At 69.2% G+C, this 23,036-nt stretch carries 24 protein-coding genes and 1 tRNA gene; 19 read left to right on the forward strand and 6 right to left on the reverse strand.

Features of this window, described 5'->3' with window-relative positions; genetic code table 11:
* Positions 1–39 precede the first annotated feature (39 nt).
* The gene (locus IPV10_RS05080) at positions 40–975 is read right to left on the reverse strand and encodes a metallophosphoesterase (protein WP_207481085.1); all 936 of its coding nucleotides are present in this window, start codon (positions 973–975) and stop codon (positions 40–42) included.
* Positions 972–3,542, reverse strand: coding sequence for a transglycosylase domain-containing protein (locus tag IPV10_RS05085; RefSeq protein ID WP_307861062.1), 2,571 nt, complete (start codon positions 3,540–3,542; stop codon positions 972–974). Before IPV10_RS05085 ends, IPV10_RS05080 begins: the two co-directional genes overlap by 4 nt.
* Positions 3,543–3,641: 99 nt before the next feature.
* Between IPV10_RS05085 and IPV10_RS05090 the strand changes: the two genes are divergently transcribed.
* Positions 3,642–3,866, forward strand: coding sequence for a hypothetical protein (locus IPV10_RS05090; protein ID WP_207481102.1), 225 nt, complete (start codon positions 3,642–3,644; stop codon positions 3,864–3,866).
* The gene (locus tag IPV10_RS05095; protein ID WP_207481104.1) at positions 3,863–4,321 is read left to right on the forward strand and encodes a RidA family protein; all 459 of its coding nucleotides are present in this window, start codon (positions 3,863–3,865) and stop codon (positions 4,319–4,321) included. The genes IPV10_RS05090 and IPV10_RS05095 overlap by 4 nt, the downstream gene beginning before the upstream one ends.
* A 92-nt stretch (positions 4,322–4,413) precedes the next feature.
* On the opposite strand, the gene acs is transcribed toward IPV10_RS05095, so the two are convergent.
* Positions 4,414–6,381 (reverse strand): acetate--CoA ligase, encoded by a 1,968-nt coding sequence (gene acs / locus IPV10_RS05100; RefSeq protein WP_207481275.1) that lies wholly within the window; start codon positions 6,379–6,381, stop codon positions 4,414–4,416.
* Positions 6,382–6,785: 404 nt separating this feature from the next.
* On the opposite strand from acs, the gene IPV10_RS05105 reads away from it, so the two are divergent.
* From IPV10_RS05105 to IPV10_RS05160, 12 genes are all read left to right on the forward strand, one after another.
* The gene (locus tag IPV10_RS05105; RefSeq protein WP_207481106.1) at positions 6,786–7,799 is read left to right on the forward strand and encodes a TadA family conjugal transfer-associated ATPase; all 1,014 of its coding nucleotides are present in this window, start codon (positions 6,786–6,788) and stop codon (positions 7,797–7,799) included.
* On the forward strand, positions 7,796–8,689 hold the full coding sequence (locus IPV10_RS05110) for a type II secretion system F family protein (protein WP_307861063.1): 894 nt from the start codon (positions 7,796–7,798) through the stop codon (positions 8,687–8,689). The genes IPV10_RS05105 and IPV10_RS05110 overlap by 4 nt, the downstream gene beginning before the upstream one ends.
* Before the next feature lie 67 nt (positions 8,690–8,756).
* Positions 8,757–8,954 carry a DUF4244 domain-containing protein gene (locus tag IPV10_RS05115; RefSeq protein WP_207481110.1) on the forward strand — a complete coding sequence of 66 codons (198 nt, stop codon included), beginning with the start codon at positions 8,757–8,759 and terminating at the stop codon, positions 8,952–8,954.
* Positions 8,954–9,310, forward strand: coding sequence for a TadE family type IV pilus minor pilin (locus tag IPV10_RS05120; protein WP_207481112.1), 357 nt, complete (start codon positions 8,954–8,956; stop codon positions 9,308–9,310). Before IPV10_RS05115 ends, IPV10_RS05120 begins: the two co-directional genes overlap by 1 nt.
* Positions 9,310–9,639, forward strand: coding sequence for a helicase (locus IPV10_RS05125; protein WP_207481114.1), 330 nt, complete (start codon positions 9,310–9,312; stop codon positions 9,637–9,639). Before IPV10_RS05120 ends, IPV10_RS05125 begins: the two co-directional genes overlap by 1 nt.
* A gap of 99 nt (positions 9,640–9,738) precedes the next feature.
* Positions 9,739–12,579, forward strand: a complete 2,841-nt coding sequence (gene topA, locus IPV10_RS05130; RefSeq protein WP_207481116.1) for a type I DNA topoisomerase — start codon at positions 9,739–9,741, stop codon at positions 12,577–12,579.
* A complete protein-coding gene (gene tmk, locus IPV10_RS05135; RefSeq protein WP_207481118.1) occupies positions 12,576–13,208 on the forward strand; it encodes a dTMP kinase in 633 nt (210 codons plus the stop codon). Before topA ends, tmk begins: the two co-directional genes overlap by 4 nt.
* A 67-nt stretch (positions 13,209–13,275) precedes the next feature.
* Positions 13,276–14,448: a DNA polymerase III subunit delta' gene (locus IPV10_RS05140; protein WP_207481120.1), complete on the forward strand. Its 1,173-nt coding sequence runs from the start codon at positions 13,276–13,278 to the stop codon at positions 14,446–14,448.
* Positions 14,445–16,001 carry an alpha/beta hydrolase gene (locus IPV10_RS05145; RefSeq protein WP_207481122.1) on the forward strand — a complete coding sequence of 519 codons (1,557 nt, stop codon included), beginning with the start codon at positions 14,445–14,447 and terminating at the stop codon, positions 15,999–16,001. Before IPV10_RS05140 ends, IPV10_RS05145 begins: the two co-directional genes overlap by 4 nt.
* 143 nt (positions 16,002–16,144) lie before the next feature.
* Positions 16,145–16,220, forward strand: a tRNA-Thr gene (locus tag IPV10_RS05150).
* Between the two features lie 65 nt (positions 16,221–16,285).
* Positions 16,286–16,867, forward strand: coding sequence for an isochorismatase family protein (locus tag IPV10_RS05155; protein WP_207481124.1), 582 nt, complete (start codon positions 16,286–16,288; stop codon positions 16,865–16,867).
* 14 nt (positions 16,868–16,881) lie between these two features.
* Positions 16,882–17,415: a DUF1697 domain-containing protein gene (locus IPV10_RS05160; RefSeq protein ID WP_207481278.1), complete on the forward strand. Its 534-nt coding sequence runs from the start codon at positions 16,882–16,884 to the stop codon at positions 17,413–17,415.
* Here IPV10_RS05160 and IPV10_RS05165 read toward each other — a convergent pair.
* Positions 17,412–17,609: a hypothetical protein gene (locus IPV10_RS05165; RefSeq protein ID WP_207481126.1), complete on the reverse strand. Its 198-nt coding sequence runs from the start codon at positions 17,607–17,609 to the stop codon at positions 17,412–17,414. The two genes, IPV10_RS05160 and IPV10_RS05165, sit on opposite strands and share 4 nt — an antisense overlap.
* A gap of 25 nt (positions 17,610–17,634) precedes the next feature.
* Here IPV10_RS05165 and IPV10_RS05170 point away from each other — a divergent pair, with 25 nt between their 5' ends.
* Positions 17,635–18,156 (forward strand): CGNR zinc finger domain-containing protein, encoded by a 522-nt coding sequence (locus tag IPV10_RS05170; RefSeq protein ID WP_207481128.1) that lies wholly within the window; start codon positions 17,635–17,637, stop codon positions 18,154–18,156.
* Here the strand turns inward: IPV10_RS05170 and IPV10_RS05175 are convergent.
* Positions 18,153–18,614 (reverse strand): hypothetical protein, encoded by a 462-nt coding sequence (locus IPV10_RS05175; protein WP_207481130.1) that lies wholly within the window; start codon positions 18,612–18,614, stop codon positions 18,153–18,155. The genes IPV10_RS05170 and IPV10_RS05175 overlap by 4 nt on opposite strands.
* Positions 18,615–19,098: 484 nt before the next feature.
* Positions 19,099–19,755: a fasciclin domain-containing protein gene (locus IPV10_RS05180; RefSeq protein ID WP_207481132.1), complete on the reverse strand. Its 657-nt coding sequence runs from the start codon at positions 19,753–19,755 to the stop codon at positions 19,099–19,101.
* A gap of 170 nt (positions 19,756–19,925) precedes the next feature.
* Between IPV10_RS05180 and sigK the strand changes: the two genes are divergently transcribed.
* The 4 genes from sigK (at position 19,926) to IPV10_RS05200 (ending at position 23,036) form a co-directional block, all read left to right on the forward strand.
* On the forward strand, positions 19,926–20,525 hold the full coding sequence (gene sigK / locus IPV10_RS05185; protein WP_207481134.1) for an ECF RNA polymerase sigma factor SigK: 600 nt from the start codon (positions 19,926–19,928) through the stop codon (positions 20,523–20,525).
* Entirely contained in the window at positions 20,522–21,313 is a 792-nt protein-coding gene (locus IPV10_RS05190) for an anti-sigma factor (protein WP_207481136.1), read from the forward strand. The genes sigK and IPV10_RS05190 overlap by 4 nt, the downstream gene beginning before the upstream one ends.
* Positions 21,314–21,340: 27 nt before the next feature.
* Positions 21,341–21,970 (forward strand): DNA-directed RNA polymerase subunit beta, encoded by a 630-nt coding sequence (locus IPV10_RS05195; RefSeq protein ID WP_207481137.1) that lies wholly within the window; start codon positions 21,341–21,343, stop codon positions 21,968–21,970.
* A gap of 181 nt (positions 21,971–22,151) precedes the next feature.
* Positions 22,152–23,036 carry an aminodeoxychorismate lyase gene (locus IPV10_RS05200; RefSeq protein ID WP_207481139.1) on the forward strand — a complete coding sequence of 295 codons (885 nt, stop codon included), beginning with the start codon at positions 22,152–22,154 and terminating at the stop codon, positions 23,034–23,036.

Here is a 23,036-nt window from a genome sequence, read left to right on the forward strand (position 1 = left end):
CGAGTCTACAAGCAAAACCCTCGGAACACCGAATCGGCCTCAGGTCCGCGCGGTGAGGGTGAGCAGCGTCGCCTCGGGGCGGCACGCGAACCGCACCGGCGCGTAGATCGAGTGTCCGCACCCGGCGCTGACGTTGAGAGGGATGGAGCGGCCGCCGCGGGTCCAGGTGCTCAGGCCCTTCGCCTGCTTGAGCGGGATGTCGCAGTTCGCGACCAGCGCGCCGAAGCCGGGAAGGCAGACCTGGCCGCCGTGCGTGTGCCCGCCGAAGATCACGTCGGCGTCGAGATCCATGAAGCCGTTCAGCACGCGCTGATACGGCGCGTGTGTGACGCCGATCACGGAGGTGCCGGCATCCCTCCCGCCCAGATCCGCGATGGCCGCCGGCAGATCCTCGAGCCGATCCCAGTCCCGGTGCGCGTCGCTGACGCCGAAGAGGTCGATCTCGTTCCCGGCTATCCGAAGGCGAGCCGCCGTATTGTTGAGGCCGGTCCAGCCGAGCTCATCCGTGAAGTACCGGTCCATCGCGTCGGTGTCGAGCTTCGTCTGCTCGCGATGGCGTGCCGATGGCCCCGAGAAATAGCGGAGCGGGTTGCGCGGGGACGGGCCGTGCACGTCGTTCGAGCCGTGCACGAACACGCCGGGGATGCCTGCCAGGGGCTCGAACGCGCGGCGGATCCCGTCGATCCCGTCGACGTGCCCGAGGTTGTCACCCGTGTTCACCACCAGGTCGGGCTCGAGCCGCGCGAGAGACGCCAGCCACTCCTGCTTGCGATGCTGCCAGGGTGCCATGTGCACGTCGGAGACGTGCAGCACCCTGATCGGTGCGGAGCCCGGCGCGAGGGCGGATGCCGTCACCTCACGCACAGTGAAGAGGTAGCGCTCGATCCCGATGCCCCAGACGGCGGCCGCAGCGCCCGCGGCCCCCACCGCGCCGAGCGCGATGAGGGCCGGGTGCGCTGTGCGGCGAGAGGTCACTCGCACTGCACCTTGATCGAGGTGCTCTTGGTCGTGGCGGTCCCCGCGGCCGGACTCGTCGACTTCACGGTCGCCTCAGGCGGGTTGCACGAGCCGGTGAAGTCCACCGTCGTGAATCCTGCCCCGAAGAGGGCTGCCTGTGCCTGTGCCTTCGTCTGCCCCGCGACATCGGGAACCGTCGCGCCCAGCCCGTTGCTCGGCGAGATCGTGATCGTCGTGCCGCTGGCGGCCTGACCAGACGGATCCTGCGCGGCGACCACGTTCACCGGCTGATCGCTGTCGACCGCCGAGCCGACTGCCACGGTGAAGCCCGCCGTCTCCAGGATCGACGTCGCCTCCTCGATGGACTTGCCGACCACGTTGGGCACCTCCGCCATCACCTGACGGATGAGCTTGTCGTCGGGCTTGGGGAACGCGTCTCCGCCGTAGACGGCGTTCGCCGCCCGCTGGATCTCACGGGCGAGGCCGTAGCGGATGTCGTTGAGGCGAGTGCCGTCGCCGTTGCGGAAGTCCTTCAGCGGCGCGCGGCCGTCGATGTTGCCCACCCAGACGGCGGTCGTGACCTTCGTGCTCGACTGGACGAGCATCGTGTGCTCCTTCTCGGCGGTACCGGTCTTGCCGATCACCGGGATGCCGTCGTCCGGGTTCGCCCTGGCACCGGTGCCGTTGCCCTCCATCACGCCGCGCAGCGCGAATGCCGCTGTGGCCGCCACCTCTGGGGTCAGCTGCTGGGTGCACGTCGTCTCCGGTGGTGCGACCTCCTGGCCGTCGATGCCGATGACCTTGTCGATCACCCGGGGCTCGCAGTAGATGCCGTTGTTCGCGACCGTCGCGTAGGCGCCGGCCATCTGCAGCGGGGCGACGCTCTTCGAACCGAGCACCGACGAGAACGGGTCGTTCGGAGCCAGGTTGACCTCGGTGCCGCCGACCGTGATGTCGTCGCCGTTGCCATAGTGCACACCGAGCTTCTTGGCGACCTCGTTGATCTCGCAGAGGTCGAGCTGCTGCGCCATTGCGAGGAAGCCGGTGTTCAGCGACTGAGCCGTGAACTGCCGCACGCTGCTCACCGAACCGCCGCTGTTGCCGAAGTTGTTGATCTTGGCCGCGTTCGTGACCTTGTCGCCGCACCTCGTGAACGGGCTGAAGGTCTTGAGGCGACCGTCGAGCACCTGGTTGACCGAATGACCGGTCTCCAGCCAGCGCAGCAGCGTGAACAGCTTGTACGTCGACCCGGTCTCGAATCCGTAGGTCGAGCCGCCGTGCGCCCTGTCTGCGGCGAAGACCTGCGAGGTCTCTCCGGCCGCGAGATTCGCCTCCGTCGACTCGTTGAACGCGGTGTTCTGCGCCATCGCGAGCACGCGCCCAGTGGTCGCCTCGACCGACACCCCGGTGCCGCCGACGAGGATTCCTGGCATCGACTGCGGGACGCGGGCCTTCACGGCGTCGATCGCGGTCTGCTGCACCCGGAGGTCGAGGGACGTGAAGATCTGCATGCCGCCGCGGCGCAGATTCGAGCGGCGTTCTTCGGGGGTGTCGCCGAACGCCTCGTCGTCCTCGATCACTGCCTTGACGTACTGGCAGAAGTAGGCGTTGTCGCCGGCAGCAGCACAGCCCTGCTTCGACTCGCTGAGCGCCGGAGTGACGGGTGCGGCGACGGCCTCGTCGTGCTCGGCCTGGGTGATCATGTCATTGATCAGCATCTGGCCGATCACGTAGTCGCGGCGGTCCTTCGTCTCCTTGTATCCGTCCGCCTCACCGTTGTGAGCGACGCCCGCATTGTCGGTGTAGGTGCCTTCCGGCCGGTCGATGCGGAGCCTGTTCGGCTCCTGGACCATGCCGGCGATCGTGGCTGCCTGGACGAGCGTGAGATTCGCCGCGGAGGTGGAGAAGTAGCGGCTCGCCGCGGCCTCGATGCCGTAGATCGTGCCGCCGAAGTTCGCGATGTTCAGGTAGCCGAGCAGGATGTCGTTCTTCGAGTACTCCTTCTCGATCTTGAGCGCGTAGCGCATCTCCTGCAGCTTTCGCTGGACGCCCGCGCTGCCCTCAGCGACCGCTGCGTCGAGGAAGCACTGCTCGATCTGCTCGGAGTAATCGTCGGCTGCCGTGTCGACCTCCTGCTCGCACTCCTGGACCTGGACGTTCTTCACGTACTGCTGGGTGATCGTCGAGGCGCCTCGATCGGTCGTCCCGGCGACGTTGCCGAGGGCGGCCTTGAGCGTAGCGCCGAGATTGACGCCGCCGTGGGTGTAGAAGTTCTTGTCCTCGCTCGCGAGGATCGCGTCATACATCACGGTGGCGATCTGCTCGTAGGTCACCGGGATGCGCTTCTGCTCGTAGAACGATGCCAGTGCGACCGGATTGCCGTCGTGTCCGGTGGCGTAGATCGTCGACTGCTGCATCGGAGCGCCGATCTGGAGGTTCTCGGGCAGGTCCTCGAAGATGCCGAAGGCCTGGGATCCTGCGATACCCGTCATGGCGAGGACCGGGGTGACGCTGGCCGTGACGAGCAGACCGGCGACGGCGCTCAGCCCGACGAGGCCGAGAAGGCCGCCGAGCACACCTTTCACCGTGCGATTCTTTTGAGGCATACGCTTGATCGTAGGGGAGTTCCCTGAATACCGCCTTTGACGCAGCTGCCCTGCAGATGCCGCCAGACAGGAGTACCGATGATCACCTGGGAGTACCTCACCACGCCGTTGCTGATCCACAACACCGCAGCGATCCTCAACAACTGGGGCAAGCAGGGCTGGGAGCTCGTGCAGGTCGTGCAGGGGCCGGAGGGAGGGCTCGTCGCCTACTTCAAGCGGCCGGTCTCGACCGATGCCGCGGCCAATGCCGGACTCGCCGCGGCCGCTGAGGCGTCGCGCCAGTTCGAGGGTGGCGCCGCATGACCGTCTCCGCTCGCCTCGGGGAGCTCGGCATCGAGCTTCCGGCTGTCGCAGCGCCCGTCGCGGCGTACGTGCCGGCCGTCGTGCACGGCGGTCTCGTCTACACCTCCGGCCAGCTCCCGTTCGTCGAGGGCGCGCTGCCGGCGATCGGCAAGGTCGGCGCCGAGGTGAGCGCCGAGGATGCCAAGGCTTACGCCCGTACCTGTGCGCTGAACGCTCTCGCCGCGGCGGCGGACGCCGCAGGAGGCGTCGATCGCATCGCGGGTGTGCTGCGGGTCGGCGGCTTCGTCGCCTCCGCGGCGGCGTTCACCGGCCAGCCAGGCGTCGTCAACGGCGCCAGCGAGGTGCTGGGGGAGATCTTCGGTGAGGCCGGTCGCCACGCGCGCGCCGCAGTCGGCGTCGCCGAGCTCCCGCTCGGTGCGCCGGTCGAGGTCGAGGTCACCTTCATCCTCGCCTGAGACCCACCGCGAGACCCCGCTCTACCGCCGAGACCCCGGCCTGCCTGCGAAGGCAGGCCGGGGTTTCGGCGTCAGCGGGGGGTCTCGGCGAGCTACTTCACCTGGGCGGAGATGATACTCATCACCGCGGTGTCGGCGAGCGTCGTGGTGTCGCCGACCTCGCGACCCTCCGCGACGTCGCGAAGAAGGCGGCGCATGATCTTGCCCGAGCGCGTCTTCGGGAGCTCGCCGACGATGTACACGTCACGCGGCCGGGCGATCGCGCCGATCTGCTCGCCGACCCAGAGCCGCAGCTGCTGGGCGAGACCCGCCGGGTCGTGCTCGGCGAGGTAGCTCTCCTTGACGATCACGAACGCGACGACGGCCTGACCGGTGGTCTCGTCGGCCGCTCCGACGACGGCCGCCTCGGCGGTGGCCTCGTGCGCGACCAGCGAGGATTCGATCTCGGCCGTCGACAGTCGGTGGCCCGAGACGTTCATCACGTCGTCCACTCGACCGAGCAGCCACAGATCGCCGTCTTCGTCCAGGCGCGCACCGTCTCCGGCGAAGTAATAGCCCTGGTCCTCGAACTTCTCCCAGTAGGTCTCCTTGAAGCGCTCTGGGTCGCCCCAGATGCCGCGGAGCATGCTCGGCCACGGCTCGGTGATCACCAGCAGGCCGCCGTTGCCGTTGCCGACCTCGGCGCCGGACTCGTCGACCACGTCGAGCGAGATGCCAGGGAGCGGGACCTGCGCGGACCCCGGCTTGGTGGCGGTGACCCCCGGAAGAGCAGACACCATGATCGCGCCGGTCTCGGTCTGCCACCAGGTGTCGACGATCGGGGTCTTGCCCGCACCGATCACCTCGCGGTACCACATCCATGCCTCGGGGTTGATGGGCTCGCCCACCGACCCGAGCAGACGCAGCGAAGAGAGGTCGAACTTCTTCGGGACGCTGCGGCCGATCTTCATGAAGGAGCGGATCGCGGTCGGCGCGGTGTAGAAGATCGACACCCCGTACTTCTCGATGATCTCCCACCAGCGCCCGGGGTGCGGCGCGTCCGGCGTGCCCTCGTACAGCACCTGTGTCGCGCCGTTCGCGAGCGGGCCGTAGGTGACGTAGCTGTGACCGGTGACCCAGCCGATGTCGGCTGTGCACCAGAACACGTCGGATTCCGGATGCAGATCGAACACGTACTTGTGCGAGTAGGCGACCTGCGCGAGATAGCCGCCGGACGTGTGCAGGATCCCCTTCGGCTTTCCCGTCGTGCCGGAGGTGTACAGGATGAACAGCGGGTTCTCGGCGGGGAACGAGCGCGCGGTGTGGTCTGCGGATGCCGCGGGCACCACGTCGTGCCACCAGAGATCGCGATCGTCGACCCAGTCGACCTCGTTGCCGCCGCGCTTGACCACGAGCACATGCTCGACCGTCTGCTGCTCGCCCTCGCCGCGGTCTGCGAGCGCCTGGTCGACTGCGGGCTTGAGTGCGGAGACGCGGCCCTTGCGGTAGCCGCCGTCCGCCGTGATGACCAGCTTGGCGCCGGCGTCGTCGATGCGCGAGCGCAGGCTGTCGGCGCTGAAGCCGCCGAACACGACGGAGTGGACTGCTCCGAGGCGCGCGACGGCGAGCATCGAGGCGATCGCCTCGGGGATCATCGGCAGATAGATCGCGACACGGTCGCCGTGGCCGATGCCGAGGCCCTCGAGGACGTTCGCCACGCGCTTGACCTCGTCGGTCAGCTCGGCATAGGTGATGTCGCGGGAGTCACCAGGCTCGCCCTCCCAGTGCAGTGCGACGCGGTCGCCGTTCCCCGCCTCCACGTGACGGTCGAGGCAGTTGTACGAGACGTTGAGCTCGCCGTCCTCGAACCACTTGGCGAACGGCGGGTTCGTCCAGTCGAGGACCTGGGTGAAGGGCTTGTGCCAGTGCAGCAGCTCGCGGGCCTGCTCGCCCCAGAACCCCTCTCGGTCGGCCGCCGCGCGCTCGTAGAGCGCGGGGGAGGAGATGGTCTGGGCTGCGAACTCCTCGGACGGCGGGAACTGGCGGGTCTCATCGAGAAGATGGTCGATCTGGCTGCTCATCTGCAGGCGCTCCTTTGCGGCGATGCTGGTCGTGCTGGGCACGGTCGCGAGGGTGCGGCGACCACGTCACGGCGAATCTAGTCCCGGCCACAGACGTCGCATACTGCCGAAAGTCGGTATCGAGGCTGGTTTTGTCGGGACGGTCGCCTTGCGTACACTCGACGACAGCCGAATTCTCATTCCGGCCTTGGCGCGCCCGATTCCCCGATCGTGGCGGCGCCGTGGGCGGCATCTCATTCCCCCCGTGAGATGCCGCCCTTCTCTGTGGGAGCGCTCCCCGCATCCGGGTCCCGCTCTGCACTTCCGTACTGCACGCAGACCGGATCCGCCGAGTTCTCCACACCCCGCGTCCGCGGTCCCGTCCGCCGCGGATCAGGGTCGCTCGGCACGTCTAGCGTCTTGGCATGCCTCAGCCGTTCGTCATCCAGCCACGGAACTCCGCGGCGCCGGCATCGACCGGCGCGTCGAGCGCCGAATCGCCGCTGAGCCTCGACCCGGCTTTCGGTCCGCTCGCCGAGCACTGCGCCGATGAGGGCGTCACCGACATCTTCGTCAACGGCGCGGCGGGGCTGTTCGTCGACCGAGGCCACGGCACGGAACCCGTCCCGGAGTGGAGCGCCTCCGAGCGGGAGGTGCGCGATCTCGCGGTGGCCCTGGTCGGCCTCGGCGGCCGGCACCTGGACGATCAGGCGCCGTGCGTCGATGTCAGGCTCGACTCCGGCATCCGGGTGCATGCCGTGCTCGCGCCGGTGTCGACCTCCGGAACCGCGCTGTCGATCCGGGTCCCGCGGGTGCGCGCCGCCGATCTCGACGCGCTCGCCGCACTCGGCGCGTTCGACGGGCGGCAGCAGACCTGGCTCGAGGGACTCGTCGCCGAGCGCGCGAACATCCTCATCACGGGTGGCACGGGCACGGGAAAGACGACCCTGCTCTCCGCGCTGCTCTCGGCCGCGTCGCCTGCCGAGCGGATCGTCACGATCGAGGACGTGGCGGAGCTGCGTCCTCGTCATCCGCACCATGTGGCGCTCGAGGCCAGGCAGGCCAACCTGGAGGGCGCCGGCGGGATCAGCCTGGCGAGGCTCGTGCGCGAATCGCTGCGGATGCGACCTGACCGGCTCGTGGTCGGGGAGTGCCGCGGGGAGGAGGTCCGCGAGCTGCTGACCGCGCTGAACACCGGGCACGACGGCGGCGCAGGCACCCTGCACGCCAGTGGGCTGCGCGACGTCCCCGCTCGGATGGAGGCGCTGGGCGCTCTCGCCGGGATGGACGCCACCGCGCTCGCACGACAGGTCGTCAGCGCGTTCACGATCGTCCTGCATCTCGACAGGGAGCCCGGCGGGCGCAGGCGCATCGCGCAGGCCGGGGCGTTCTCCCTGGCCGGCGACAGGCTCGGCATCGAGGAGGTGCAGCCGTGGTGACAGTCCGCAAGAGGGCGGCGCCGGACAGCGGAGCGGATGCCGCGACCTCGGTGCAGACGCTGGCGGTGCTGCTGCAGGCCGGTGCGGTCCCTCTCGTCGCGTGGCGGTATCTCGCCGACACGGGCGATGTGCACGCCGCGGCGGTCGTCGCCCGCGTCGAGAACGGCACCCCGCTGCTCGCCGCGATCGAAGAGGAGGGCGGGGCATGGCTGGACCTCGCCGCATCGTGGGAGATCGCCACGACGGTCGGGGCGCCTCTGGCGGAGGTGCTGCGGATGATCGCCGGGACGCTGCGCGATGCGGCATCCGCAGCCGACGACGTGCGCATCGCGCTCGCCGAACCCGCCGGGACCGCGCGACTGCTGCTCTGGATGCCGTTCGCCGGGCTGCTGCTGGGGTTCGCACTCGGATTCGACACGATCGGGGTGATCTTCGGAAACCCGATCGGCTCCGCCTGCGTCGTCGCGGGCCTGCTCCTCGTGTTCGCAGCGCGACTGTGGACCACGCGCCTGCTGGATCGGGCGAGGCCCGCCCCCGGCACCCCGGGGATGCAGGCGGAGCTCGTCGCGGTGGCGCTCGCCGGGGGAGCCTCCGTCGAGCGCGCGCTCCGTCTCGTCGCCGAGAGTCCCGCATCGCGGAACGGCACGGAGGAGCGCGTGCGCACCGTGCTGGAGCTCTCGCGCGCCGCAGGCGTCCCGGCCGGTGAGCTGCTGCGCGCGGCGGCCGCGCAGGACCGCCACGCGGCGAGGATCGACGGCCGGCTGCGAGCGGCGAAGCTCTCGACGCGACTCCTGATCCCTCTGGGCGTCTGCACGCTCCCCGCCTTCCTGCTGCTCGGCGTCGCGCCGCTGCTGTTGAGCGTGCTCGCCTCGACGCCCCTGCCGATGTGACGTCGAACCCAGAACCATCGGACCCAGACCATCGGATGCGCCGCATCCACAGAGAAAGAAGGAACACATGGACACCATCCCCACCGTCAGCCGCCGCCGCGCGGCCGAGCTGTTCGGCGACGACAGCGGCGCCGCCACGGCCGAGTACGCGATCACGACGATGGCCGCGGTGGCATTCGCCGGCCTGCTGGTCGTGATCATGAGATCCGACGAGGTCCGCGGCATCCTCACCGACCTCGTCCGCCGGGCGCTCACGGTGTCGTGATGCGCGACGTCCCGCGAGCGCGAGGCGACGGGGAGCGCGGATCGGTCGCCGCCGAGCTCGCTCTCGCCCTGCCCGCAGTCCTGCTGGCGCTGCTCCTCGGTGCCGGCGCGCTGGGTGCGGCCGCCAGGCAGGTGTCGCTGCAGGATGCCGCGGCGGACGCCGCCCGCCTCCTCGGCCGAGGCGAGGGAGCGGGCGCGGCCGCGCAGGCCGTGAGCGCTGCGGTCCCCGGGGCCGACATGTCCAGCGGCGGCTCCGATGGCATGGTGTGCGTGACCGCGCGCGCCGAGGTGTCGATCGGAAGCCTGATGCGGATACCACTGCAGGCATCGAGCTGCGCCCTGGACGGCGGTCGCTGATGGCAGGCTCCGCGCTCGCCGCCGGCGTGCTGACGGTCGCCGCGGCGCTGTCCCTCGGGCTCGCGGCGGCCGGAGGAGCGGCGGTCACCGCCCAGCGCGCGGCGGGAGCAGCGGATGCCGCGGCGCTCGCCGCGGCCGATGCCGCGAGCGGCGCCGTCCCCTCGGCTGACGGGCCGTGCGTGCTCGCTGCGCGGGTCGCCGCGGCATCCGGCGCCACGCTCACCGGCTGCTCGCTCGAGGACTTCGTGGCGACCGTCCAGGTCGAGGCGGCGTACGCTGGACTCGCCGCCGTCTCCCGAGCCCGTGCCGGGCCACCCGACGAGAGATGACCGCGGCACGAGGCACGACCCGGCGTACGAGCCGGGCGATCACTGTGACCAACCCCTCACGGTGGTGTGTATGGTGTGCTTCGAAGAAAGGACGCTCCCTTGGCTGAAGGCAAGAAGCTCGTCATCGTCGAGTCCCCGACGAAGATGCGGTCGATTCAGGGATACCTCGGCGACGGCTACGAGGTGCTCAGCTCCGTCGGCCACATCCGCGATCTCGCCGACAAGAAGGACATCCCCGCCGCGGACAAGGAGGCCTACGGCAAGTACTCGATCGACGTCGACAACGACTTCGATCCCTACTACGTGGTGTCCGACCGCAAGACCAAGACGGTCGCCGAACTCAAGCGCGCGCTGAAGTACGCCGACGAGCTCCTGCTCGCCACCGATGAGGACCGCGAGGGCGAGGCGATCGCCTGGCACCTGCTGGAGACGCTGAAGCCCAAGGTCCCGGTCAAGCGCATGGTCTTCCATGAGATCACCAAGGATGCGATCCAGGCCGCTGTCGGCAACACCCGCGAGCTCGACACCGCGCTCGTCGACGCGCAGGAGACCCGCCGCATCCTCGACCGCCTGTACGGCTGGGACGTCTCGCCCGTGCTCTGGTACAAGGTGAAGACCGGCCTGTCCGCCGGACGCGTGCAGTCCGCCGCGACCCGCATGATCGTGGAGCGCGAGCGCGAGCGCATGGCGTTCGTGTCCGCCGAGTACTGGGACGTCGAGGCGCTCGCCTCGTCGGCCTCCGGCTTCAAGGTCCGCCTCGTGCGCGTCGACGGCGGCCAGCTCGCCCGCGGCACCGACTTCGACGACGCAGGAAAGCTGAAGAAGGCCGTCGTCATCCTCGACGAGGCGAAGGCCGCGGCGCTCGCCGCAGCGGTCGACACCGCGGGCACCGGCACGGTCACCAAGGTCGAGGCGAAGCCCGGCACCCGCAGCCCCTACGCGCCGTTCACCACCTCCACCATGCAGCAGGAGGCCGGACGCAAGCTCTCGATGAGCGCCAAGCAGGCGATGAGCGTCGCCCAGCGCCTCTACGAGAAGGGGTACATCACCTATATGCGAACCGACTCCCAGGCGCTGAGCACCCAGGCGGTGCAGGCGGCGCGGAGTCAGGCGGTCGCGCTCTACGGCGACACCGCGGTGCCGCTGAAGCCGCGCGTCTACAAGTCCAAGAGCAAGAACGCCCAGGAGGCGCACGAGGCCATCCGCCCGTCGGGGGAGAGCTTCCGGACCCCGGCATCCGTCTCCTCCCAGCTCGACCGTGAGGAACTGCGCCTCTACGACCTGATCTGGAAGCGCACCGTCGCGAGCCAGATGGCCGATGCGAAGTACGAGACCACGACCGTCACCATCGCCGTCGACGCCGCCGGCCAGAACGCCGAGTTCACGGCATCCGGAACCGTGTACACCTTCAAGGGGTTCCTCGAGGCCTACGAAGAGGGACGCGACGAGAAGCGGGGCGACAAGGACGCCGACGAGAACCAGTCCCTCCCCGCCGTCGCCGTGGGCGACGAGCTGGGCATGTCGGATGCCGAGGCGAAGGGTCACCGCACCACCCCGAAGCCCCGCTTCACGGAGGCGTCGCTGGTCAAGGCGCTCGAGGAGCACGGCATCGGCCGTCCCTCGACCTTCGCCAGCATCATCGGCACCGTGATCGACCGCGGCTACGCGACCAAGCGCGGGCAGGCGCTCGTGCCGACCTGGCTCGCGTTCAGCGTCGTGCGGCTGCTCGAGGAGCACTTCGCGGCCCTCATCGACTACGACTTCACGGCCGCGCTCGAGGACGACCTCGACGCGATCGCCCGTGGCGAGCAGAAGCGCGTCGAATGGCTGCGCTCGTTCTATTACGGCTCCGATAAGCAGGTCGGACTCCGTCAGGTGGTCGACAACCTCGGTGAGATCGACGCACGGGCGCTCAACTCGACCCGCATCACCGACACGGCGACGCTCCGCTTCGGCAAGTACGGTCCGTACCTCGAGGTCGCGAACCCCGAGGCGCCGGACGAGAAGCCCCGCATCGTCAACGTTCCGGAGGAGCTCGCGCCGGACGAGCTGACGGAGGCCAAGGCGCAGGAGCTCATCGATGCTCCGGTCGCCGGTGACCGTGTTCTCGGCGAGAACCCCGAGAACGGCAAGATCGTCGTCGTCAGGGACGGCCGATTCGGTCCCTACGTGCAGGAGAACGATCCTGTCTCCGATGACGCGGCGGTCGACGAGGCGACCGGCGAGGTGGTCGAGGCTCCCAAGCCGAAGCGGGGAGCGAAGAAGGAGGCGGCACCGAAGCCTCGGACGGCGTCGCTGTTCCGCTCGATGTCGGTCGACACGATCGATCTCGACACGGCGCTGCAGCTGCTCAGCCTCCCCCGTGTCGTCGGCGCCGACCCCGAGTCCGGCGAGGAGATCACCGCCCAGAACGGCCGGTTCGGTCCCTACCTGAAGAAGGGTGCGGACTCGCGGTCGCTCGAAGGCGAATCGCAGATCTTCGACGTCACCCTCGAGCAGGCGCTCGAGATCTACGCGCAGCCGAAGTACGGCGCCCGCCGTGCCTCCAGCGCGCTCGCCGAGTTCGAGGCCGACCCGGTGAGCGGCAAGCCGATCCGCATCCGCGACGGCCGCTTCGGCGCCTACGTCACCGACGGCGAGACCAACGTGACGATCCCGCGCGGCCAGCAGGTCGATGACATCACGTTCGAGATCGCCGTGCAGATGCTCGCCGACAAGCGTGCTAAGGGCCCGGCCCCCAAGCGCGGATCCCGCACGACGGCGGCGAAGAAGCCCGCAGCCAAGAAGGCACCGGCCAAGAAGCCTGCCGCGAAGAAGCCTGCCGCGAAGAAGACGGCGTCTTCGGCGACGGATGCCGAGAAGGCGGCAGCACGATCCGCCGCGGCGAAGAAGGCGGCAGCGACGCGAGCGGCGAACGCGGCTCGCAAGGCGAGTTCGTGACCGCAGGTTCCGGCGTGTGGATCACGCTCGAGGGCGGAGACGGCTCCGGAAAGACCACGCAGGCGAACCTGCTCGCCGACTGGCTGACGGCCGGCGGACAGACCGTGGTGAGCACTCGCGAGCCCGGCGGCTCGGAGGTCGGCCAGCTCATCCGCGACATCGTGCTGCACCACCGAGGGGACATCGCGCCCCGCGCGGAAGCGCTCCTGTACGCAGCCGACCGTGCGCATCATGTCGCCACGGTGGTCAGGCCCGCACTGCAGCGGGGCGAGGTCGTGCTGCAGGACCGGTACCTCGACTCCTCCGTCGCTTACCAGGGGGCGGGCCGCGTGTTGGACGGCACCGAGATCCGCGACCTGTCGCTGTGGGCCGCGGAGGGTGCGCTGCCCGATCTCACGCTGCTTCTCGACCTCGACCCCGAGGCGGCGAGGGATCGACTGGACTCGGACGACAAGCCGTTCGACCGGCTCGAAGCCGAGAAGACCGACTTCCACGCGCGGGTGCGCGACGCGTACCTCGAACTCGCGGCGGCCGAGCCCGAGCGGTTCCTGGTGCTCGACGCCGCGGCATCCGCCGAGAGCATCGCCGCGCAGATCCGCGCCCGCGTCGAGACGCTGCTCGCGCAATAGCGCAGGCTCCCGTCCCGTGACGCCCGACGCGCGGGTCGGCGTCGGTCGTGCAGGTTACGCTGAATGCATGCCCCACATCGACGACGCCCCGACCGTCGCGGCGGAGTTCCCGTGGGGCGACGTGTGGGGGCAGGATGCCGCGGTCCAGACGCTGCGCGCCGCCGCCTCAGACCCGGCCGCCCTGTCGCACGCCTGGCTGATCACCGGTCCTCCTGGCTCTGGCCGGTCGACGCTGGCCTACGCCTTCGCGGCAGCCCTCATCGCAGATCATCCCGATGACGAGGCGACCATGCGTCAGGTGCTCGCCCGCACCCACCCCGACGTCACGGCGCTGCGCACCGACAAGGTGATCATCACGATCGCCGAGGCGCGCGCCCTCGTCGAGCGCTCCTACTTCGCCCCCTCCGCCGGCCGCTACCGGGTGATCGTCGTGGAGGATGCCGACCGCATGGTCGAGCGCACCTCCAACGTCCTGCTGAAGGCGCTCGAGGAGCCGCCGGAGCGGACGGTGTGGCTGCTCTGCGCGCCGAGCGAGGCCGACCTGCTGCCGACGATCCGCTCCCGCGTGCGCTCCCTGCGTCTGCGCGAGCCCGACGTCGCCGACGTCGCACGGCTGATCTCGCGGCGCACCGGCGTGGACGAGAGCGTCGCCGAGCAGGCCGCGCGGCATGCGCAGCGTCACATCGGAATGGCGCAGCGGCTCGCGACCGACGACTCGGCACGCCGCCGGCGCGAGGAGACCCTCCGCTCGGTGCTCGGCGTCCGCGGTGTCGGAGACGCCGTCGATGTCGCAGGCCGCATCATCCAGGCCGCGACAGAGGATGCGAAGGCGCTCACAGCCGAACGCGACGCGACCGAGCGCGCCTCGCTGCTGCACACGATCGGCATCGCCGAGGGGCAGGCTGTGCCGCCCGCGCTGCGCGCGCAGATGTCCGCGCTGGAGGACGACCAGAAGAAGCGGGCCACCCGCAGCCTCCGAGACGGCATCGATCGCGTGCTGACCGATCTGCAGTCGCTGTTCCGCGACGTCGTGATGCTGCAGTTCGGCCGGGGCGAGGAGCTGATCAACCGCGAGCTGCACGCCGAACTGAGCGATCTGGCGTCGGCCTGGTCGCAGACACGTACCCTTGTCGTACTTGACCACCTTGCCGAGACACGCAAGTCGCTGGAGCGAAACGTCGCACCGCTGCTCGCCCTGGAGAGCTTGCTCGTGACAGTCACGAGCGGGAGGACACCGTGAACAACCGATCGACTTCCCGCCTCCGGCGCGCCGCAGCGCTGCTCAGCGGCCTCGCCGCGGCATCCGTCGTCCTGACCGGATGCCTGTACGCGGCGATCCCCGAGCAGGCCGCCCCGAAGCCCTCGGTGACGAACGAGCCCGATACCGAGGGCGTCGCCGAGAACCTGCTCCCGTACTACGGGCAGACGCTCGTCTGGACCGAGTGCGGCACCGGCTTCGACTGCACCGACGTGACCGCACCTCTCGACTGGGAGAGCCCCGGCGGTGGCGAGATCACGCTGTCGGTGGTGCGGCACCAGGCGGAGGGGACTCCACTCGGCTCGCTGCTCACCAACCCGGGAGGTCCCGGGGCCAGCGGTGTGGAGCTCATCCAGGACAGCCTCGACTTCGCCGTCGGGGCCGACCTGATCGAGAACTACGACGTGATCGGCTTCGACCCTCGCGGCGTCGGGCAGTCGACCGCGGTGAAGTGCTTCGATGCCGCCGAGATGGACGAGTATCTGTACGGTATCCCGTCCGCTCCCCGCGGCAGCGCCGAATGGGAGGCGGAGCTGCTCACGGCGCACAAGTCGTTCGCCGACGCCTGCGAGGCGAACAGCGGCGGCATCCTGCCGCACATCACGACGATCAACTCGGCGCGTGACATGGATCTCATCCGCGCCGTGCTCGGCGACAAGGAGCTGAACTACCTCGGCTACTCCTACGGGACGTTCCTCGGGGCGACGTATGCAGAGCTCTACCCCGAGAAGGCCGGACGCCTCGTCCTCGACGGCGCGGTCGACCCCGCGATCTCCGGGCTCGATGTGGGGGCGACGCAGGCGCTCGGCTTCGAGTCCGCGCTGCGGGCGTACATGCAGAGCTGCCTCGACTCCGGCGAATGCCCGTTCAACGGCACGGTCGACGAGGCGATGGCGGATCTCGGCGCACTCCTGGCGAGTGTGAACTCCGCTCCGCTGGAGAGCGGTGACGGACGGATGCTCGGGGCTGATTCGCTCATGACGGGCATCATCGCGGCGCTCTACTCCGAGGAGAGCTGGTCGTATCTGACGCAGGCGCTGGACGAGGCGCTGCAGGGCGATCCCTCGACCGCCCTCCTCCTCGCCGACTTCTACAACGGCCGCGAGAACGGCAGCTACCTCGACAACTCGACCGAGGCGTTCCGCGCCTACAACTGCATGGATTACCCGGTCGAGGAGGATCCGGCAGCGGAGGCGGCGATCGAGGCGAAGATCGCCGAGGGCGCACCGACGATCGCGCCCTACTGGAGCGGACCGGACTCGTGCGAGGTGTGGCCGTATCCGCCGACCGGAACGCGCGGTGAGATCCACGCGGCCGGGGCAGGTCCCATCCTCGTCGTCGGCACGACGAACGACCCGGCGACGCCCTACGCGTGGTCCGAGTCGCTCGCGAAGCAGCTCGAGGAGGGCGTGCTCATCACCCGGGTGGGAGAGGGGCACACCGGCTACAACAAGGGCAACAGCTGTGTCGATGAGGCGGTCGAGGCGTTCCTCCTCGACGATGCGGTGCCCGAGGGCGGCCTGCGCTGCGGGTGAGTCCGGGCGGTCCCTGAGCCTGTCGAAGGGCGGTCCCTGAGCCTGTCGAAGGGCGGTCCCTGAGCCTGTCGAAGGGCGGTCCCTGAGCCTGTCGAAGGGTCGATTCGCGGTGCGGCTCAGGAACGGGTAATATCGATGATCGCGCCGCTTTAGCTCAGTCGGCAGAGCATTTCACTCGTAATGAAAAGGTCGTCAGTTCGATTCTGACAAGCGGCTCCAGCAGGCCCCGTGATGCGAAGAACATCACGGGGCCTTTTGGTTTCCTCCGGGCGTACCCTCGAATCATGAGCAGAGCGCTTCTCATCGTCGATGTGCAGAACGATTTCACCGAAGGCGGTGCGCTGGCGGTCGAGGGTGGGGATGCGGTGGCGTCCGCGATCACGGCCCACCTCGCCGCGCACGCCGACGACTACCAGGTGATCGTGGCCTCCCGCGACTGGCACGATCCGTCGGGCGACAACGGCGGGCACTTCTCGGATGATCCGGACTACGTCGACACCTGGCCGGTGCACTGCGTCGCGGACAGCGAGGGTGCAGCGTACGATCCGCTGCTGGCGACGGATGCCGTGACCCATCACATCCGCAAGGGTCAGGGAAAACCCGCCTACTCGATGTTCGAGGGGACGACGGAGGACGGTCAGACAGTAGGTGCAGTGCTGACGGAGGCGGGTGTCCTCACCGCCGACATCGTCGGGATCGCGACGGACCACTGCGTCCGGGCCTCGGCGCTGGACGCGATCGCCCACGGCGTGCTGGTGAGGATCCTCACCGACCTCATCGCGGGCGTGGCGCCGGAGTCCAGCGATGCCGCGCTCGCGGAGCTGGCGCATGCCGGTGCTGAACTGGTCGAGAGCTCAGCGGGGTGAGCTCGACGCACTCGGTGCGGTGCGCCCTGCTCCTGCGGGCGGTGAACGTCGGCGGCCGCAACCGTGTGCCCATGGCGGAGCTGCGAAAGCTCCTCGGCGAGCGCACGGATCTCGTCGACATCTCGACCTATATCGCCAGCGGGAACATCGTCTGCACGGCGACGGCTCCCCTGGAGGAGGTGTGCACCCAGGTGCGGACGCTGATCGCCGAGGAGTTCGGCGTCGACAGCCCCGTGATCGCGCGCGCACACGAAGAGCTGCGCAGGGCACTGCGGGCGAATCCGTTCCCGGATGCCGCGCAGGACAGGATGCTGCACGTGATTTTCCTCGAGGGGCCAGCCGCGCCGGGAGCCGTCGACGCGCTGCGTGAGCGGCTCGTCGAGGGCGAGCGCATCGCGCTGTCCGGACGGGAGCTCTGGATCGACTACGACGGGGGCGGAGTGCAGGGCACCAAGCTCACCACGAGCGTGCTGGACAGGGCGCTGGGAGTCGCAGGGACCGCCCGGAACCTGCGCACGGTGCGCAAGCTCGTCGAGCTCACCGCCTAGTTCGTCTCCCTGCTGAGCGCCGCCGGCGGGACGTGCGGGTGGGTCTGCACGTCGACCCTTCGAGCGTCGCATTCGTCGCAGCGGACGTAGAGCACGATGCCGTCGCTCGACGGATGACGGGACTCGACGAGCCAGGCGTGCTCGTGGGCCGAAGCGGTCGGTCGTGTGAGGGGGCGAGTGTGCAGCGAGGTCATGCATTCAGCGTGATGTAATGGTCTTATGCATCTCAACCCTTACGGAGAATATGCGGTCCTGCTCGCGGCATCCCTCGCCAACGAGTGGCCGGAGGACCGGGACGGCATCGAGCAGCGCACCCTCGACCTGGGCATGACGATGGTCTTCCCGCCGGCGCCCGACGATCACGCTCGCGTCCGCGAAGTGATCGACGAGTGGCTGCGCATCGTCGACGAGGCTGACCCGTCCAGGCGGGCGGAGATGCTGAACGCGCAGATGGCCGAGGCGGCTGCGTATCCCCGGCTCACCGACCACGACGGCGAGGGATGGCACCTGCACTACCGCGATGATGTGCAGTCGATGCCGTTCGCGCTCAGGGCGATCCTCAACGTGGGCACGGCCCTGCATCTGGTGACCCGCGGCATGAACCGCCTCGGTCGCTGCGGGGCATCGCCGTGCACGAACGTCGTGGTCGACGTCACCCGCAACGGGAGGCAGCGCTTCTGCTCCGTGCGCTGCGCGAACCGGGCGGCCGTCCGGCGGCACAGGGCCAGAGGCGGGGCCTAAGCGGAGCCGGTGGCCCCAGAGACTCTCGAACGCCAGCTGCCGCCCATCCGCTCGTAGGTGACGATGGCATGGCAGTTGCGGCACCTCACGTCGCATTTCTCGATCTCGGCCGCGATCGTCGCCAGCGGATGCCCGTTGCGAACGAGCCTCATCACGCTGTCGCGTTTCGCCGAGCCGGGTCGATGATCGAAATCGAGTACCCGCAGGTCAGGCTCGCCGCAATCGATGCACGGATGAGAGGTGAAGTACTCGGCGAGGAAAGCGATGCTCGTCTCCTTCTGCGCCTTCGTGCGTGTCCGGATGACCGCGATGTGGTGCTCGCGATTGCGTCGATAGTAGCGGCGGGAGGCCTCGCGGTTGCATTCGCGGCAGGTCTCCTGCCTGCCATCAGAACGGGAGGATTTTTGATTGAACTCAGCCACCGACTTGAGCCGGCCGCACGTCCCGCAGCGTTTCATGCGTCGAGGGTAGCGTCGAGCTCCGACGTTCACATTCTCACGGTGGGCCCCGAGGGGCTCGAACCCTCGACCCGCGGATTAACATGCCACTTCGGCTTTCGCCGCCGCCCACTGGGCGTTCGTGGTCTGGACTGTCCCTTCACCATGGCTCTCGCTTTAGGTGCCACCCGTCCAGTCTCTACACCTTCCGGACTCGCGTCCGGCTTGGCTCGGGATTGCCAACTGTTTACCAGTAAGGGTTCCCCGACTTTGAGTGGTGTCATCCCCGGAGTTTCCCCCGGGGCGCTCCTATTCTGTTGAAGTCCGATGCTCTGCCAACTGAGCTAGAGGCCCGTGTGTGTTGCTGCTATCCAGTGTAGTGCGCGCAGAAAGGGCTGTCGGCGACCCCTGACGCCGACAGCCCTATCCGTTATCCCGCTCGCCTTCCTCCCCCTGAGGTGAGCGAGCATGTGTGTGCCGAGAACCCCCACTCGGCATTACCCGCTTACTGAGCCGGCGGCAGCAGGACCGAGTCGATCAGGTACACGGTCGCGTTGGCCGTCTGCACTCCACCGCAGATGACGTTGGCGTCGTTGACCATCCACTCGTCGCCGCTTCCGGTGACCTCGAGGTCGGCGCCCTGCACGGTGGTGTGGGTGCCGGCGATGTCCTCAGGCGCGATCTGGCCCGGGAGGACGTGGTACGTGAGGATCGAGCTGAGCGTCGCGCTGTCGGTCTTCAGGGCCTCGATCGTGGCGGGGTCGATCTTCGCGAACGCCTCGTCGACGGGTGCGAAGACGGTGAACTCGTCACCGTTCAGCGTGTCGACCAGGTTGACGTCCGGGTTGAGCTGGCCGCTGACGGCCGCCACGAGCGTCTTGAGCAGCGGGTTGCTGGATGCGGCGATGGCGACGGGCTCCTGAGCCATGCCCTCGATGGAACCTGCGCCGTCCGGCACTGCCTCGGCGTACGCCGCGCAGCCGGGGCCGACCAGGTTCGCTGCCGGGTCCATCGTCTCGGGCGCTTCGGACTCCGACGTCTCCGGTGCCGTCGACTCTGCAGGCTCGTCCGTCGTGGTGCCGCCCATCGTGCATGCGGTGAGCAGGAATGCACTCGCCAGAGTCAGGGTGAGTGCTGCTGTGACCTTCTTGGTGCTGAACATGTCGAGCTCCTTGAGAACTGAGCCACGGCCTCTCCGTGGCGTCGAGAGCTGTTCGGAGCACCTGCGGGATCGGATGGGAGAAATCGGAAATCATTCAGATCCAATCCGATCAGGGCGTCTGGATCGAACACGACAGGGACGGCTGCACGCGAATGGGCGGAGGATGCGGCATGCTGGTGGTGATGGTCATCGACGGTATGGACGTGCCTGAAGACGGGGCGGCGCAGGACGCCGTCGCCGATCTCATCGTCCGCGTAGCCTCAGGCGATCAGCGCGCTTTCGCCGAGCTGTACGACTCGCTCTCCTCGCGTGTCTTCGGCCTCATCCTCCGCGTGCTGGTGAACCGCTCCCAGAGCGAAGAGGTGCTGCAGGAGGTCTTTCTGGAGATCTGGCAATCCGCAGCGCGGTTCGCTCCGAACAAGGGACAGGGAAGGGCCTGGGTGATGACCATCGCCCACCGAAGGGCCGTCGACCGTGTGCGAGCATCCCAGTCCAGTGCGGACCGGGATGTGCGCGCAGGGTTGCGGGATCTGGGTGTGGCCCATGACAGCGTGGCCGAGCAGGTTGAGCTCGGAATGGAAGGGGAGAAGGTCGTCGGGGCACTCTCAGGTCTGCCTGAGGTGCAGCGCGAGGCGCTCGTCCTGGCCTATTACGGCGGTTACAGTCAGAACGAGATCGCGGCGCTCGTGGGAGCACCGCTGGGGACGGTAAAGACACGGATGCGAGACGGGTTGACCCGTCTCCGAACGGCGATGGGGGTGACGGCATGAACGAGGAAGAATTCGCAGAGCTCGCGGCAGGTGCCGCCCTGCATGCGCTGTCGCGCGTCGACGAGCGCCGATACCGGGACGCGCTCGCGGCGCACCCGGAGTGGATGCCGATCGTCGAGGCGGATGCCGAGGTGGCCGGCCTGCTCGCCGGTGCCGCTGCGCCGTCGGATCCGCCGGCGCACATCCGCTCCGCTCTCCTCGCTCAGATCGCGGCAACGCCGCAGACCGGCGAGCTCCCCGCAGAAGAGGTCATCGACGCGCAGCCGGCGGAGTACCTGACGACGTCGAAGGCTGACCTCGCCTCGGACGCACCGAGAAGCGGCGGCGGCGTTCGCCGCACTCGCATCCTGTTCGCGCTGGCCGCATGCCTCGCGCTGCTGGTCGGCGTCGGCGTCGGGGCCGTCGCGCTCAACAATCAGCTGAACCGGCCCGCGAGCGTCGTCGCTCTCGAGCAGATCCAGGCGTCCGACGACGCGCAGCGCGCCACGGTGGACCTCGAGACCGGTGGCACCGCCACCGCGCACTGGTCGACGTCTCTCGGCACTGCGGTCCTCGTGGCAGACGGCATTCCCGAGCTCGCTGAGGGGGAGACCTACGAGCTCTGGTTCGTGCGCGGGGAGACGCCGGTCTCGGCGGGAGTCTTCGCGGCAGGAGATGGCGATGCCACCGCGGTGCTCGCCGGCGAGATGCACTCCGGCGACGTGATCGCCGTCACGGTCGAGCAGGAGGGCGGATCGCCCACCGGCCAGCCGACGTCCGACCCGGTGATCGTGATCCCGACCGCCTGAGCCTCGTTCGGCGCGTACCCTGGAGGGATGCCCGAGCAGCACCACCGACCCGTGCGCAGACCGTCCAGCGCCTTCGACAACATCGTCGGCACCCACGACCCGGCGGAGGAGACGCGGGTCGCGCATGCCACGGCATCCGCCCTGCTCGCCCGCGTGCGATCGGATGAGAGCGGCGAGAGCGCCGACCGGCTGGTCGCGTTCACCGCGGAGCACGGGATCGACGAGATCGCCGAGCTGTGGTCGAAGGCACCGTCCCGCACGCTTCCGGGAGCCCTCTGGCGGCTCTACCTGCTGCAGCTCGCGATCCACACCGACCCGCAGACGGCCGCGCTCCTTTACGAACGGGGGCGGGTCGAGCTGCCGTCGGCGGATGCGGTGATCGCCGGTGCGCCGGTACCTGCAGACCCTGACGAGATCGTCGTGCTCATCGACACGATCCTGCGTGGCGCGTTCCGCGGCGACTTCGCGGTGGCACTCGATCGCGCCGCCGCCTTCGCGCGGGTGCAGGCCTCCGGCGCCACGCACACCGCGGACGACTACGAGCGGACCGAGCCGGGTCGGGCGAGCGAGCTCACCAGGCGGGCGCTGCGGCTGAGCAGCTACGCGCAGGACCTCTCAGCGGCCGCCGCACTGTGGCGCACGGGTGCGCTGGCCTGAGCGCCGCTTCGGGCAGGCATCCGGAGACGGGCCCCTGACATGAGAAGACCGGGCCGCAAGAACGCCTCTCGGCGGAAGGCCGCTCAAAGCGGCAAAAATTGGAGCCCGGGGTTATGCGGCCCGGCCGTTCAATTGTAACGCGATACGCCCGTGGCTATTCCCGGCCCCTAGGCTCGGTCTCATGACCCGGCGCTTTGCTCTGATGATCGATCCCCTCGCGTCCGACGAGACGCGCGAAGATTACGCGGACACCTTCACCCAGGTGGATGCCGCGGCACCCGCGCTGAGCGTGGGCGAGCTGAGCACGCAGCGCGGGGACGGCGTCTTCGAATCCATCGGCGTGGTCGGCGGGCACGCGCAGGAGGTCGTGCCGCACCTGGAGCGCCTCGCTCATTCCGCCCGGCTGTGCGACCTCCCCGTTCCCAACCAGGCGCAGTGGCGGCAGGCCGTCGAGCGTGCGGCCGAGCAGTGCGGTTCGGGGGAGTCGGTGATCAAGCTCATCCTCAGCCGCGGTGTCGAGCACGGCCCGACGCCGACCGCCTGGGTGACGGCGGCTCCTGCCGCCGATTTCACGGCCCCGCGGCGCGACGGCATCCGCGTCGTCACCCTCGACCGCGGCTACGACCTGGGTGCTGCCGAGCGGGCTCCCTGGCTGCTGCTCGGCGCGAAGACCCTCTCGTATGCGGTGAACATGGCGGCTCTGCGCGAAGCGCACCGTCGCGGCGCGGACGACGCGATCTTCCTCTCCAGCGACGGCTTCGTGCTCGAGGCGCCCACGGCATCGCTGATCCTGCGCTTCGGCGACCGATTCGTCACGCCGGCGCCGAACGGCGGCATCCTGCACGGCACCACCCAGCTCAGCGTCTACGATCACCTCGCCGCTCGCGGGTTCGAGGCCGGGTACGACCGCATCCCGGCATCCGATCTGACCGGCGCGGATGCCGCCTGGCTGGTCTCCAGCGTCCGCCTCGCAGCTCCCATCACCGCGATCGACGGAGTCGAACTGCCCGTGGACGCCGCGCTCACCGCCGACCTGAACGAGTACCTGCTCTCGCCCCGCGACTGA

This window comes from Microbacterium sp. SD291 (assembly GCF_017355365.1).
In the GTDB taxonomy this organism is placed as follows: Bacteria; Actinomycetota; Actinomycetes; order Actinomycetales; family Microbacteriaceae; genus Microbacterium.